The organism is Rhizobium bangladeshense (assembly GCF_017357245.1).
GTDB classification, from domain to species: domain Bacteria; phylum Pseudomonadota; class Alphaproteobacteria; order Rhizobiales; family Rhizobiaceae; genus Rhizobium; species Rhizobium bangladeshense.
In genome coordinates this window covers 89,053-102,034 of sequence record NZ_CP071614.1, presented here as the reverse complement: position 1 = coordinate 102,034, position 12,982 = coordinate 89,053, and the positions used below count along the sequence as shown (strand labels likewise).

Sequence of the window (12,982 nt, the reverse complement as noted above, 5' to 3'; positions counted from 1 at the left end):
CCGTCCGTGGCGGTGTCTTATGGATTTGAGCATAACACGCGGTCCCCGGCGATAAAGCCGGAGACCGGTGCCCGCGGCCAAATGGCCGGAGGCTTATTGCTGCGGGCTGACGTCCATCTTGAACCATTTCATCGAAAGGGTCTTGACCGTGCCGTCGGCAAGAGCCGACTTGATCGCCGCGTTGAACTTGTCGCGCAGTTCCGTATCGGCCTTGCGGATGCCGAGACCTTCGCCCTCGCCCCAGATCGAGCCCGCGATCTCGGGGCCGGTGAAGGCGAGCGCGCCGTTAGCGGCTTGGAAGGCGTTGGCGAAATAGACGGCATCGTCGAAGCCGAGATCGATGCGGCCATTCTGCAGGTCGAGGTCGCGATCGGCGCCGGTCTTGTATTCGCGGATCTCGGCGATGTCGCCGAAATTGTCATAGACGAACTTGGCGTAAACAGTCGCCGCCTGAATGCCGATCGTCTTGCCCTTGAACAATTCCTTCAGCGCCTCGATCTCCTTCACGCCGGTCTGGCCGGGCGTCATCTTGATGGTGGCGCCGGTGCCGGCGGCGTTGGCGAGCGGGCTGTCCTTGGCCGTGGCGAAGGCGGCCGGCGTGGCGGCATAGGGAATGGTGAAGTCGATCACCTGCCGGCGCTCTTCGGTAATGGACAGCGCATCCATGATGACGTCGAACTTGCCGGCGTTGAGCGCCGGGATCATGCCGTCCCAGTCGGAGGCGACGAGCGTGCATTCGATCTTGGCGCGCTCGCAGAGCACCTTGGCAAGCTCCGGCTCGAAGCCGCCGAGCGTGCCGTCGGCATTGGTAAGATTCCAGGGCGCATAGGCGCCTTCAAGCGTGATGGTGGCCTTCGTCCAGTCCTTGGAAAAGGCCGGCGCTGCGAAAGCGGAAAAAGCCGCCACGCCGCAAAACAGGATTGCGCTGAATTTCATCGATGAATTCTCCTCTGGAGTTGAAACAGACCTTGCGGCACCAACGCCGATCTTCGCCGGCTTGCCCCTTCCGTCCTATTTTCATGCAAGGACCGATTGGGAGGTTGTATATGGTACCATATGAGATATTTTGTGATATGCAAGAGAAAAGTCGATTTAAACGGCGATTGTCATTCGTGCAGAAGGAATAGGCAATGAAGCGTTCCGGGGAGATGAAGCGCGACCTGGCGGGCAACGACACCACGCCGCTTTATGCCGGCGTCAAGCAGGTGATCCTCGACCGCATCCACAGCGGCGAGTGGCCGCCGAAATACCGGGTGCCGTCGGAGAACGAGCTGGTCGTCGAACTCGGCGTCAGCAAGATGACCGCCAACCGGGCGCTGCGCGAACTTGCCAATGAGGGCGAACTCGTGCGCATCCAGGGCGTCGGGTCCTTCGTCGCCGAGCGAAAGGGTTATTCGGCGCTGTTCGAGGTGCGCAACATCGCCGAGGAAATCGCCGAGCGCGGCCATGTCCACGAGGCTTCCGTCGTCGTTCTCGCCCAGGAAACAGCCTCTCCCGAGGTTGCCGACGCCTTGGAACTTGAAATCGGCGCGGCAGTGTTCCACTCGCTGATCGTACACAGCGAAAACGGCGTGCCGGTGCAGATCGAGGACCGCTTCGTCCATCCCGAGGCCGCCCCCGAATATCTCGCCCAGGATTTCACGATCGTGACGCCGAACGCCTATCTGACGGCGGCCGCCCCGCTCAGCGGCTCCGAGCACGTCGTCGAGGCGGCGATGCCGCAGGCCTGGGAATGCAAGCTGCTGACCATATTGAAGACCGAACCCTGCCTGACAATCCGCCGGCGCACATGGTCGGCAAAGCAGGTGGTCTCGACCGCCCGCCTCGTCTACCCCGGCTATCGCTACCGGCTCGAGGCCCGCAGCGGCAAGATGTTTGAAGAGTAAATCGTCGCATCTTGTATATGGAACTTGCCGCCTATTGCGAGGCTGGCGTGAACCGCGCCACCAGCGCGTGACGATCGCCGGGATAGGTGAAGCGCACGTGGGTCACCGGGCCGGCGCCGCTCCAGGTGCGGCGTTCGACCACCAGACAGGCGGTGTTGCGCGCAATGTCGAGTGCCGCGGCCACTTCGGCACCGGCTGATATGGCGTGGATGCGATGTTCGGCCGTGCTCCACGGCACCTGGTTCAGCAGCCACGGCCCCGGCGCCATCGTCAGAAAATCGACATCGGCGGCTTCAGGCACGGTCGCCAGGCTGATCAGCCGCTCCTCCAGGCAGAAGGGCCGGATACCCGCATTGTGGATGCAGACGACCTCGACGACCGAAGACGCCACAGGCAGTTCCAGCCGGCTTCTGTCTTCCGCCTTGGCCTTGCGGCTCGTCTTCTTCGAAACCGTATAGGAATAGGGCAGGTTCAGCGACTGCACCTCGGCCTTGATGTCGTGGATTTCGAGAACGGCCGATTGCGCCTGCGGCTGGGTGACGAAGCTGCCGGATTTCTTGCGGCGCTCGATGAGGCCGGCCTTGGCGAGCTGGGTCAGCACCTTGTTCACCGTCATGCGCGAGCAATCATACTGCGTCGCAAGATCGACCTCGAAAGGAATACGGTGCCCCGGCGGCCATTCGCCCGAAACGATACGGCCCTCGATCTCGCCGAGAATGCGCTGGTGCAGGGTCAGATCCCGGCTTTGGTTCATCGCCACGTTCCGATTGGTTCCTCGATCTAAATCCGATACCCGCCTGTGAAAAGCGCTTTTTCAAGCAGCCAACAATTCGCCCATCGCCGCGAGGAAACGCCGGTCGATCGCGTCGCGCCCGACATGGCGCCCGCCCGCCACCTGCTTGCGGCCGCGCGCCCAGACGCAGTCGACCGAAATGCCGCCGGCAAACAGCCAATGATCGAGGATTTGGTCGCCGGAAAGGTAGGGAACGGCTGAAATATCGAGCGAAACGAGATCGGCAGCATGGCCCTCGACGAGACCGGCCGATGCCTTCAATGCCGCGCCGCCGCCGGCAAGCGCCTGGGTGAACAGGGAAACCGCCGTCGAGCCGCCGGGTGCTGCGACGACATTGCGGGCGCGCAGCGCCAGACGCTGCGAATATTCGAGCTGGCGCAATTCTCCGGGCAGCGAGATCAGCACATTGGAATCCGAACCGATGCCGTAGCGCCCGCCCTCCGCAAGGAAAAGCGGCGCGGCAAAGGCGCCGTCGCCAAGATTGGCCTCGGTGACCGGGCAGAGGCCGGCGATCGCCCCGCTTCTCGCCATCCGCCGCGTCTCGTCCTCGCTCATGTGGGTCGCATGGATCAGGCACCAGCGCCGGTCGACCGGCATATGATCGAGCAGCCATTCCACGGGACGCGCACCCGACCACGCGATGCAGTCCTCGACCTCCTTCACCTGCTCGGCGACATGGATATGAATGGGGCCGCCGCCCGCCATCGGCACCAGTCTTGCAAGTTCCTCCGGCGTCACAGCCCGCAGGCTGTGCGGCGCGAGCCCGAGTTCGGCGCCGTCGAGCCGGCCTGTCACCGCCCGGCACCCTTCCATCAGCCTTTCGAAGCTTTCGAGCGAATTGATGAAACGCCGCTGGCCGTCGATCGGCGCAACGCCCCCGAATCCGGAATGGGCATAAAAGACCGGTAGAAGCGTCAGGCCGATACCCGTCTCTTCGCTCGCCGCGCCGATGCGTTCGGCAAGCTCGGCGACATTGGCGTAAGCGCTGCCATCCCGGTCGTGATGGAGATAGTGGAACTCGCCGACGCGGGAAAAACCGGCCTCTAGCATCTCGGCATAGAGCTTGGCGGCGACCGCCTCGACGTGCTCCGGCGTCATCGCCAAAGCGAATTTGTACATCACCGTGCGCCAGCTCCAGAAGCTGTCATTGGCAGGCCCGCGCACTTCGGCAAGACCCGCCATCGCCCGCTGGAAGGCATGGCTGTGCAGATTGCCCATGGCGGGAACGACGAGAGCATGGCGTTCGTCGCCCGGCGCAGGAGAAACGCTCGCCTCAAGCCGCGCGATGCGCCCGGCTTCGAGCGTCAGCCGCACATCCTTCTGCCAGCCTTGCGGGGTCAGGGCCGTCGCTGCGTGAAGTGTGGTCATGACCTCATTCTCCTCCTGTCGCGCCGCCGATCTTTCTTTTCCAGAAAAGCGCGCAAAATTTCTCTTGTCACCTACCGATTATGTATATACATGTTTCGATATAAGGAAAGGCGCAAAGCTGATGACCGGGAACAATTTTTCAGAGGAAGCCCCATCCGCAGACATAAGGCCGGTACTGTGGCGTAATGCGCGGCTGGCGACGCTCGCGTCTGACAGGGCGGGTCTCGGCATCGTCGAAAAAGGCGCCCTGCTCACTGAAAACGGCCGCATCGCCTTTGCCGGCGCCGAAAGCGAATTGCCGGCATCCGCCATCGAGCAATCCCAGATCGTCGATCTCGAAGGCCGCTGGGTCACCCCCGGTCTCGTCGACTGCCACACCCATATCGTTCACGGCGGCAATCGGGCCCGCGAATTCGAGATGCGCCTGGCCGGCGCGTCCTATGAGGAGATCGCCCGGGCCGGCGGCGGCATCGTCTCCTCGGTCAAGGCGACCAATGCGCTGTCTGTCGAGGAGCTTGTCGCCGAAGCCCTGCCGCGGCTCGATACGCTGCTTGGCGAAGGCGTCACCACGATCGAGGTCAAATCCGGCTATGGGCTCAGCCGGATCGGTGAAGTGAAGATGCTGCAGAGCGCCCGCCTGCTCGGCCATATCAGGCCGGTCCGCGTCGCCACCAGCTATCTCGGCGCACACGCGACGCCAGTGGAATATAGGGGCCGCAACGGCGATTATCTCGACGATGTCGTGCTGCCCGGCCTTGACGACGTTCACAATCTCGGCCTTGCCGATGCCGTCGACGGCTTCTGCGAAGGCATCGCCTTTTCCACGACCGAGATCGCCCGCGTCTTCGACAAGGCGAAAGAGCTTGGCCTGCCGGTCAAGCTGCATGCCGAGCAGCTCTCCAATCTCGGTGGCGCCAAGCTCGCCGCCTCATATGGCGCGCTTTCGGCGGATCATCTGGAATATCTCGATGAGGATGGCGTTACCGCGATGGCTGCCTCCGGCACCGTCGCCGTACTCCTGCCCGGCGCCTTCTACGCCATCCATGAGAAGCAGAAGCCGCCGGTAGAGGCGCTGCGCCAGGCAGGCGTGCCGATCGCGATCGCCACCGATTGCAATCCCGGCACCTCGCCGCTGACCTCGATGCTGCTGACCATGAACATGTCGGCGACGCTCTTCGGCCTCACCGTCGAGGAGTGCATCGCCGGCGCCACCCGAGAAGGCGCCCGTGCGCTGGGCCTCATCGCCGAGACCGGAACGATAGAGCTTGGCAAATCGGCCGATCTCGCCGTTTGGAATGTCGAAAGCCTCGCCGAGCTCGTCTACCGCATCGGCTTCAACCCGCTTCACGAACGTGTCTTCAAGGGCGAAAGGAACGGCCGATGACCATCACGCTCCACCCGGGCTCCGTCTCCCTCAGAGATCTCGAGAGGATCTACTGGACAGGCGAACCTGCTAGGCTCGATCCCGCTTTCGATGCCGGCATAATCAAGGCGGCAGCCCGCATTGGCGAGATCGCAGCCGGCAACGCGCCTGTTTACGGCATCAATACGGGCTTCGGCAAACTCGCCTCGATCAAGATCGACAGCGCCGACGTCGCCACATTGCAGCGCAATCTCATCCTCTCGCATTGCTGCGGCATCGGCGCGCCGCTGCCCGAGGATATCGTCCGACTGATGATGGCGTTGAAGCTGGTCTCGCTCGGACGTGGCGCCTCCGGTGTGCGGCTGGAACTGGTGCGGCTGATCGAAGGCATGCTCGAGAAGGGCGTCATTCCGCTGATTCCGGAAAAAGGGTCGGTCGGCGCCTCCGGCGATCTCGCGCCGCTTGCCCATATGGCGGCGGTGATGATGGGCGAGGCCGAAGCCTTCTTTGCCGGCGAACGCTTTCCCGGTGCGCTGGCCTTGGAAAAGGCCGGGCTGAAACCGGTCGTGCTCGCCGCCAAGGAGGGCCTGGCGCTGATCAACGGCACCCAGGCCTCGACGGCCTTGGCGCTTGCCGGCCTTTTCCGCGCCCATCGAGCCGCCCAATCCGCATTAATTACCGGCGCAATGTCAACCGACGCCGCCATGGGCTCCTCGGCACCCTTCCACGCCGATATTCACAGCCTGCGCGGTCATAGGGGCCAGATCGATACCGCAGCCGCTCTTCGCGGCCTGCTCGAAAACTCCGTGATCCGCCAGAGCCATATCGAGGGCGACGAGCGTGTGCAGGATCCCTATTGCATCCGCTGCCAGCCGCAGGTGGACGGCGCGTGCCTCGATCTCTTGCGCTCAGTCGCCCGCACACTCGAAATCGAGGCTAATGCGGTCACGGACAACCCTCTGGTGCTGTCGGACAATTCCGTCGTGTCGGGCGGCAACTTTCACGCCGAACCCGTCGCCTTCGCCGCCGACCAGATCGCGCTTGCCGTTTGCGAGATCGGCGCCATCTCGCAGCGGCGCATTGCGCTGCTGGTCGATCCCACCCTCTCCTATGGCCTGCCGGCCTTCCTCGCCAAGAAGCCGGGCTTGAATTCCGGCCTCATGATCGCCGAGGTCACCTCGGCCGCGCTGATGTCTGAGAACAAGCAGATGTCGCACCCTGCCTCGGTCGATTCGACCCCGACCTCGGCCAACCAGGAAGACCATGTCTCCATGGCCTGTCACGGCGCCCGCCGCCTCCTGCAGATGACCGAAAACCTGTTCGGCATCATCGGCATCGAAGCGCTGACCGCCGCCCAGGGCGTCGAGCTGCGCGCGCCGCTTTCGACCAGCCCAGAGCTTATGAACGCGATCACGGCGATCCGCGGCAAGGTGCCGAGCCTCGACAGCGACCGCTATATGGCCGATGACCTCGCCGCCGCAGCCGAACTGGTGGCGACAGGGGCTCTGAATGCCGCCATCTCGAATGGCATCTTGCCGGTTCTGGAGGGTTGAGCGTGATGGTTCCGCCCTTGGCACCCCGCAGCGCCGGAGCGCTTTGCCCATGACCACACCATACGAAATCCGTCAGGGCACCTCGCCCATCATCCTCGGGTTCCCGCATACCGGCACCAAGGTGCCGCCCGAGATCTACGGCCATCTCAATGACAATGGCCGGGTTCTCGCCGATACCGACTGGCATATCCACGAGCTCTATGACGGCCTGCTCGATGATGTCACGACCGTTCGGGCCACCTTCCATCGATACGTGATCGACGCCAACCGCGATCCCCAGGGCGTCAGCCTCTACCCCGGTCAGAACACCACCGGCCTCGTTCCGGAAACGGATTTCGACGGCAAGGCAATCTGGAAGGAGGGGCAGGCGCCTGACGAAGGCGATATTGCGGTGCGGCTGCGCGACTTTCATGCGCCCTATCATGCCGCCCTTGCCGCCGAGATCGAGCGCGTGAGAGCGATCCATGGTGTGGCGATCCTCTATGATTGCCATTCGATCCGCTCGCATATTCCCTTTCTGTTTGAGGGCAAGCTGCCGGATTTCAATATCGGCACCGATATGGGCAAGACCTGCGACGGCGCCATCGAGCAGGCGGTGCTGACGGTGGTCGAAGCGGCCGAAGGTTATGACAGCGTGCTCAACGGCCGCTTCAAGGGCGGCTGGACAACCCGCCACTACGGCCGGCCCGAGACCGGCGTGCACGCGATTCAGATGGAGCTCGCGCAATCGACTCATCTCCAGACAGAGACGCCGCCCTTTGCCTATGACAGCGCCAAGGCGGACCGGCTTCGCGTCCATCTCAAAGACATTCTGGTGCGCATTGAGCAGATCGCGCCAAGCCTGAAACGATAACTCGACAGGGGAACCGTCATGAACAATCCACGTCATAACATTCGCGAAATCCGCGCGCCCCGCGGCAGCGATCTCAATGCCAAGAGCTGGATGACCGAAGCGCCGCTGCGCATGCTGATGAACAATCTTGACCCCGATGTCGCCGAAAACCCGAACGAGCTCGTCGTCTATGGCGGCATCGGCCGCGCCGCCCGCACCTGGGAGGATTTCGATCGCATCGTCGCGACCCTGAAGACGCTGACGGAAGAGGAAACGCTGCTGGTGCAGTCCGGCAAGCCGGTCGGCGTCTTCCGCACCCACAAGGATGCGCCGCGGGTGCTGATCGCCAACTCGAATCTCGTGCCGCACTGGGCGACCTGGGATCACTTCAACGAGCTGGATAGGAAGGGTCTTGCGATGTACGGCCAGATGACGGCCGGCTCCTGGATCTATATTGGCACGCAGGGCATCGTGCAGGGCACCTACGAGACCTTCGTCGAGGCCGGCCGCCAGCACTACGGCGGCAATCTCAAGGGCAAGTGGATCCTGACAGGCGGTCTCGGCGGCATGGGCGGCGCCCAGCCGCTGGCAGCCGTCATGGCCGGCGCCTGCTGCCTCGCCGTCGAATGCAATCCGGATTCGATCGATTTCCGGCTGCGCACCCGCTATCTCGACGCCAAGGCAGAGACGCTCGACGAAGCGCTCGACATGATCGATCGCTGGACCAAGGCAGGCGAAGCCAAATCCGTCGGCCTGCTCGGCAATGCTGCCGAAATTCTGCCGGAGATGGTTCGCCGCGGCATCCGCCCGGATATCGTCACCGACCAGACCTCGGCGCATGATCCGATCAACGGCTACCTGCCGAAGGGCTGGACGATGGCCGAATGGAAGGCCAAGCGCGAAAGCGATCCGAAGGCGGTGGAAAGGGCCGCGCGCGCCTCGATGCGCGAACATGTCGAGGCAATGATCGCCTTCTGGAACGCCGGCATCCCGACGCTCGACTACGGCAACAATATCCGCCAGGTCGCCAAGGATGAAGGCCTCGAAAACGCCTTCGCCTTCCCCGGCTTCGTGCCTGCCTATATAAGACCGCTGTTCTGCCGCGGCGTCGGCCCCTTCCGCTGGGCTGCGCTATCCGGCAATCCGGAGGATATCTACAAGACCGACGCCAAGGTGAAGGAACTGCTGCCCGACAACAAGCATCTGCACAATTGGCTCGACATGGCCAGGGAGCGCATCGCCTTCCAGGGCCTGCCGGCGCGCATCTGCTGGGTCGGCCTCGGCGACCGCCACCGCCTGGCATTGGCCTTCAATGAGATGGTCAAGAACGGCGAGCTTTCCGCGCCGATCGTCATCGGCCGCGACCACCTCGATTCGGGTTCCGTCGCCTCGCCGAACCGCGAGACGGAGGCCATGAAGGACGGCTCCGACGCCGTCTCCGATTGGCCGCTCCTGAACGCCCTGCTCAACACCGCTTCGGGCGCCACCTGGGTGTCGCTGCACCACGGCGGCGGCGTCGGCATGGGCTTCTCCCAGCATTCGGGCGTGGTCATCTGCGCGGATGGCACGGATGATGCGGCCAAGCGTCTCGAGCGCGTGCTCTGGAACGATCCGGCGACCGGCGTCATGCGCCACGCCGACGCCGGCTACGACATCGCCATCGACTGCGCCCGGGACAAGGGCCTGCGCCTGCCCGGCATTCTCGGGAACTGAGCCGCGTGAGGATCCTGCGCGCCGGCGATCACAAGCGCATGCCGTGGAAGAATGGCAAGGGAGAGACGGTGGAGATCGCCGTCTTTCCGCCTAGTGCTTCGATCGATGGCTTCGATTGGCGCATCAGCATGGCAACGGTCGCGGAAGACGGACCGTTCTCGATTTTTCCGGGCATTGACCGGACGCTGGCGGTCCTCGAGGGCAACGGCATGGTGCTCGCGATCGACGGCCGCGCCCCGGCGCTGCTGACGACGCAAAGCGCTCCTCTTTCCTTCCCCGCTGATATCCCCGTCACCGCCACACTCGATCACGGCGCGATCACCGATCTCAACGTCATGACGCGCCGGGGCGGTCTCACCCATAGCCTGACCCGAGTCGAAATCGACGGCGCTACGCGCGTACCGTTACCGTCGCCGACATGCCTGTTGCTCTGCCATCGCGGCGCGGCGTCTTTCCGGCGGAATGGCGAGACCGGGATGCTGAGAGATGGCGACGCGCTGCTGATCGAGGACGCGACGGCGACGGCGCTGGAAATCGACGGCGAGGCCATCGCTTATCTCGTCGCAATTGCCACGGACTGACATCGTGCAAGTATCTGTAAACACAGGACGATCTTGCAAAAACCGTGGCCTGAGCACCGACCACTGCCGTTTCGGGCCGTAGACGCCATTCCCGCTTTCGGTCTAAACTTTGCCCTTCTGATGCAGAAGAAGACCTAGACTGCCCGTGACATCAGGGCGGCAAGGGAGCAGGCGTGACGGATCCATACGATATTCTCGGCGTTGAACGCGATGCAGACGAGGCGAAGCTGAAGGCGGCTTACCGTCGCCTGGCAAAGGTCGCCCATCCTGATTCGGGCGGCGATACGGAAGCCTTCGACAATCTGCAGAAGGCCTATGCGCTGCTGCTCGATCCGGTCCGGCGCAAGGTCTATGACGATACCGGCTATGACGTCGAGTTCGCCGATGCGGCCGAGTTGCAGGCGCTTGTGATGATCGAGAAGCTCGTGACCGACGCCGTTCTCGACGAGCGGGCGCCGGGCAGTTTCGATCCGGTCGCCGTCATGCAGGAAAGCCTCTCCGAGGAACTGCGCAAGGCGCGGTTCAGCAAGAGCGAGCTGGAACGCCACGCGTCGCGCGTCGGCCTGCATCTGGAGCGGTTGGAAAAGCAGTCCGGGCGCGATGTGCTCGCCCATATGTTCCGCGCCCGCATCGAAGCGATTTCCAAGGCGGTCGCGGAAACCGAGGCGAAGATCAAGGCGGCCGAACGTGCCGCCGACATGCTGAGCGGTTATGTCTACGATCTCGATCCATCGCTGCTGCCGGAGGCTTCGGTCACCAATCTCGAATGGATCGAGACCTCCAGAAACCGCTCCACCGGCTGACGGCAGAGCGTGCTTGATCTCAATAAGACAGTTTTGGATACCAGTCCGGTGCGCGGCCTTCCGGCGTCGCATCGAGCACGGTCCAGAGCGGCATCAGGTCGGGCGCGCCGCGTGGATCCTCGCCGGGATCGGCCGTCGCTTCGCCCATCTCCTCGCTCCAGAAATGGCGGATGGTGCCGTCGCGCCGCGTGAAGACGTTGAAGGCGGCGCCATCGCTGCCGTCCCTGCCGATCGCGCGGTAGTCGCGGCTGTATTCATCGGTCATATCCGAGTAGAGCGGCAGGTGATGCCAGCCGCGCTCCTTCTTGAAAGCGAGCAGCCTTTCGATCGGCGAGCGGGCGACGACGGCAAGCGCCACGCGTTGCTGGATGTCGGGCACTTCGCCGTCCCAGGCCGACAGCAGCGAGGTGCACATCGGGCACGGACGCTCGCGCTCAGGGCCGTACATGTAGCTGTAGACAACCAGCGTGTCCTTGTCGGCGAAGAGCTCGCTGAAGGATACCGGGCCGTTACTGCCTTCGAAACGATAATCCTTTTTCACCTCGCCGCCCGGCGGCAGCGCCCGGCGCTGTCTCGCCACGCGTTCGATATGCCGGCGCAATTCAATCTCTTCGGCCAGCAGCGCGTCACGCGCAATACGATATTCCTCGCTCTCATTCGGGAAACGGGCGCCATTCTTGGCCGCGAGTACGGCCGCGGGTACCAGCTGTCGACTATCCATGACGATATCCTCCTGTCGTTGCCTGATGATGTGCTGACCGTAAGGAATTTCAGCATATCCTTAGAATGACGAATGGCGGATACGAAAATCGACAGCGCCGAGACGAAAAATCCCGCTTCGGAATCCCGAAATTCCCTCGCTTCGGGATTCCGAAATTCGAGCCGGTTTGCGCGGTGTCTCCGTGGAGAAATAGTCAAGGACTTCAATCCCCCAACCTATTTCGGGATTCCGAAGCGCTATATAGATCTTGGTGGGTATTCACGCTCGCTACACACAAACTGCTCGGACGCACTGATGCCTGAAAAGCAAAAAGGGCGCTCGACCCTTGCGGGGAGCGCCCTTATCCTGTCGGACAGCGAACAGCTCGACGACGTCGATACTGGGCGCATCCATTTTTCAGGCAGGACCGCTATATGGACGCTTGCATTCGCCGTTTCAAGGGGTTTTTGCATCATCTTTAGCGAGCGGCCGCTAGAGAGCGGCGCCGGTCACCGGATTGACCACCGGCCGCTCGCTTTTGTCTCCATCCCCAGCCGGCTGCACGGTCGTCGGCGCCATCGATTCCGCGTCGCCGGGTTCCGGCTTGCCGGGAACGGCATTGACATCCTTGGGGCGGCGCTGCTCGGGCTTTACGTTTTCATCATTCGTCGACATTGTCTGTCTCCTTCCCGGGAAGAAGTCAGAGCCATCGACATGGTTCCCGCGGCGGATGGAGGATTACCGATGCTTGAGAGATTTCTGCTGCAGGGGCCGCAGGATGCGCGCTTCACCATCCTGCTCGCCCATGGCGCCGGCGCGCCGATGGATTCGGCGTCGATGACAGCGGCAGCGGACGCGCTTGCCGGCGTCGGCTTTCGCGTCGTCAGGTTCGAATTCTCCTATATGGCCGCTCGCCGCACTGAGGAAGGCCGCAAGCCGCCGCCGCGCGCCGAAACGCTCAACCCCGAATATGAGGCGGCGATTGCCGCACTTGGCGCCGGCGGTCCTCTCATCATCGGCGGCAAGTCGATGGGCGGACGAGTTGCGAGCATGGTCGCAGACCGTCTCTATGACACGGGGAAGATCGCCGGTCTGCTCTGCCTGGGCTATCCCTTCCATCCCCCCGGCCAGCCAGCCAAGCTGCGCACCGGCCATCTCGCAGGGCTCAAGACGCCCACGCTGATCTGCCAGGGAACGCGCGACGAGTTCGGCACGAAGGACGAAGTGCCGGGCTACGCCCTTTCCGAGCGGATCGAGGTCCTCTGGCTCGAGGACGGCGATCACGACCTCAAGCCGCGCAAGAAAATTTCCGGCTTCTCCGCCGCCGACCACCTTGCGACTATGGCAAAGACGGCAAAGGCATGGGCCGAGCGCCTGCCGGTTTAAACAT

The 12,982-nt window shown here is 63.3% G+C and carries 13 protein-coding genes; 8 read left to right on the top strand and 5 right to left on the bottom strand.

Going from position 1 to position 12,982, the window contains the following annotated elements:
* Positions 1–93: 93 nt before the first annotated feature.
* Positions 94–936, bottom strand: coding sequence for a transporter substrate-binding domain-containing protein (locus J2J98_RS24375; protein ID WP_207245718.1), 843 nt, complete (start codon positions 934–936; stop codon positions 94–96).
* 194 nt (positions 937–1,130) lie between these two features.
* On the opposite strand from J2J98_RS24375, the gene hutC (J2J98_RS24370) reads away from it, so the two are divergent.
* Entirely contained in the window at positions 1,131–1,886 is a 756-nt protein-coding gene (gene hutC / locus J2J98_RS24370) for a histidine utilization transcriptional repressor HutC (protein ID WP_207603699.1), read from the top strand.
* A gap of 31 nt (positions 1,887–1,917) precedes the next feature.
* Here the strand turns inward: hutC (J2J98_RS24370) and hutC (J2J98_RS24365) are convergent, their stop codons facing one another.
* A complete protein-coding gene (gene hutC / locus J2J98_RS24365) occupies positions 1,918–2,640 on the bottom strand; it encodes a histidine utilization transcriptional repressor HutC (protein ID WP_207603698.1) in 723 nt (240 codons plus the stop codon).
* 60 nt (positions 2,641–2,700) lie between these two features.
* On the bottom strand, positions 2,701–4,047 hold the full coding sequence (locus J2J98_RS24360) for a formimidoylglutamate deiminase (protein ID WP_207603697.1): 1,347 nt from the start codon (positions 4,045–4,047) through the stop codon (positions 2,701–2,703).
* A gap of 121 nt (positions 4,048–4,168) precedes the next feature.
* Between J2J98_RS24360 and hutI the strand changes: the two genes are divergently transcribed.
* From hutI to J2J98_RS24330, 6 genes are all read left to right on the top strand, one after another.
* Positions 4,169–5,431, top strand: coding sequence for an imidazolonepropionase (gene hutI, locus J2J98_RS24355; protein ID WP_207603696.1), 1,263 nt, complete (start codon positions 4,169–4,171; stop codon positions 5,429–5,431).
* On the top strand, positions 5,428–6,963 hold the full coding sequence (hutH, locus tag J2J98_RS24350; RefSeq protein ID WP_207603695.1) for a histidine ammonia-lyase: 1,536 nt from the start codon (positions 5,428–5,430) through the stop codon (positions 6,961–6,963). The genes hutI and hutH overlap by 4 nt, the downstream gene beginning before the upstream one ends.
* Positions 6,964–7,012: 49 nt before the next feature.
* On the top strand, positions 7,013–7,816 hold the full coding sequence (gene hutG, locus J2J98_RS24345) for an N-formylglutamate deformylase (RefSeq protein WP_207603694.1): 804 nt from the start codon (positions 7,013–7,015) through the stop codon (positions 7,814–7,816).
* Positions 7,817–7,834: 18 nt separating this feature from the next.
* On the top strand, positions 7,835–9,508 hold the full coding sequence (gene hutU / locus J2J98_RS24340; protein WP_207603693.1) for a urocanate hydratase: 1,674 nt from the start codon (positions 7,835–7,837) through the stop codon (positions 9,506–9,508).
* A gap of 5 nt (positions 9,509–9,513) precedes the next feature.
* Positions 9,514–10,089 carry a HutD/Ves family protein gene (locus tag J2J98_RS24335; protein WP_138396125.1) on the top strand — a complete coding sequence of 192 codons (576 nt, stop codon included), beginning with the start codon at positions 9,514–9,516 and terminating at the stop codon, positions 10,087–10,089.
* Positions 10,090–10,262: 173 nt separating this feature from the next.
* Positions 10,263–10,892 carry a J domain-containing protein gene (locus J2J98_RS24330; RefSeq protein ID WP_011427926.1) on the top strand — a complete coding sequence of 210 codons (630 nt, stop codon included), beginning with the start codon at positions 10,263–10,265 and terminating at the stop codon, positions 10,890–10,892.
* A 19-nt stretch (positions 10,893–10,911) separates the two neighbouring features.
* Here the strand turns inward: J2J98_RS24330 and J2J98_RS24325 are convergent, their stop codons facing one another.
* Both J2J98_RS24325 and J2J98_RS24320 read right to left on the bottom strand, forming a co-directional pair.
* Positions 10,912–11,613, bottom strand: a complete 702-nt coding sequence (locus J2J98_RS24325) for a DUF899 family protein (protein ID WP_064707309.1) — start codon at positions 11,611–11,613, stop codon at positions 10,912–10,914.
* Between the two features lie 471 nt (positions 11,614–12,084).
* The gene (locus J2J98_RS24320; protein ID WP_138396128.1) at positions 12,085–12,267 is read right to left on the bottom strand and encodes a hypothetical protein; all 183 of its coding nucleotides are present in this window, start codon (positions 12,265–12,267) and stop codon (positions 12,085–12,087) included.
* 69 nt (positions 12,268–12,336) lie between these two features.
* Between J2J98_RS24320 and J2J98_RS24315 the strand changes: the two genes are divergently transcribed.
* On the top strand, positions 12,337–12,978 hold the full coding sequence (locus J2J98_RS24315) for an alpha/beta hydrolase family protein (RefSeq protein ID WP_064707311.1): 642 nt from the start codon (positions 12,337–12,339) through the stop codon (positions 12,976–12,978).
* The last annotated feature ends 4 nt before the right edge of the window (positions 12,979–12,982 follow it).

Bases quoted from the DNA above. Each gene is read 5' to 3' on its own strand.
- J2J98_RS24375 (WP_207245718.1), bottom strand. From the start codon at position 936: ATGAAATTCAGCGCAATCCTGTTTTGCGGCGTGGCGGCTTTTTCCGCT.
- hutC (WP_207603699.1), top strand. From the start codon at position 1,131: ATGAAGCGTTCCGGGGAGATGAAGCGCGACCTGGCGGGCAACGACACC.
- hutC (WP_207603698.1), bottom strand. From the start codon at position 2,640: ATGAACCAAAGCCGGGATCTGACCCTGCACCAGCGCATTCTCGGCGAG.
- J2J98_RS24360 (WP_207603697.1), bottom strand. From the start codon at position 4,047: ATGACCACACTTCACGCAGCGACGGCCCTGACCCCGCAAGGCTGGCAG.
- hutI (WP_207603696.1), top strand. From the start codon at position 4,169: ATGACCGGGAACAATTTTTCAGAGGAAGCCCCATCCGCAGACATAAGG.
- hutH (WP_207603695.1), top strand. From the start codon at position 5,428: ATGACCATCACGCTCCACCCGGGCTCCGTCTCCCTCAGAGATCTCGAG.
- hutG (WP_207603694.1), top strand. From the start codon at position 7,013: ATGACCACACCATACGAAATCCGTCAGGGCACCTCGCCCATCATCCTC.
- hutU (WP_207603693.1), top strand. From the start codon at position 7,835: ATGAACAATCCACGTCATAACATTCGCGAAATCCGCGCGCCCCGCGGC.
- J2J98_RS24325 (WP_064707309.1), bottom strand. From the start codon at position 11,613: ATGGATAGTCGACAGCTGGTACCCGCGGCCGTACTCGCGGCCAAGAAT.
- J2J98_RS24320 (WP_138396128.1), bottom strand. From the start codon at position 12,267: ATGTCGACGAATGATGAAAACGTAAAGCCCGAGCAGCGCCGCCCCAAG.
- J2J98_RS24315 (WP_064707311.1), top strand. From the start codon at position 12,337: ATGCTTGAGAGATTTCTGCTGCAGGGGCCGCAGGATGCGCGCTTCACC.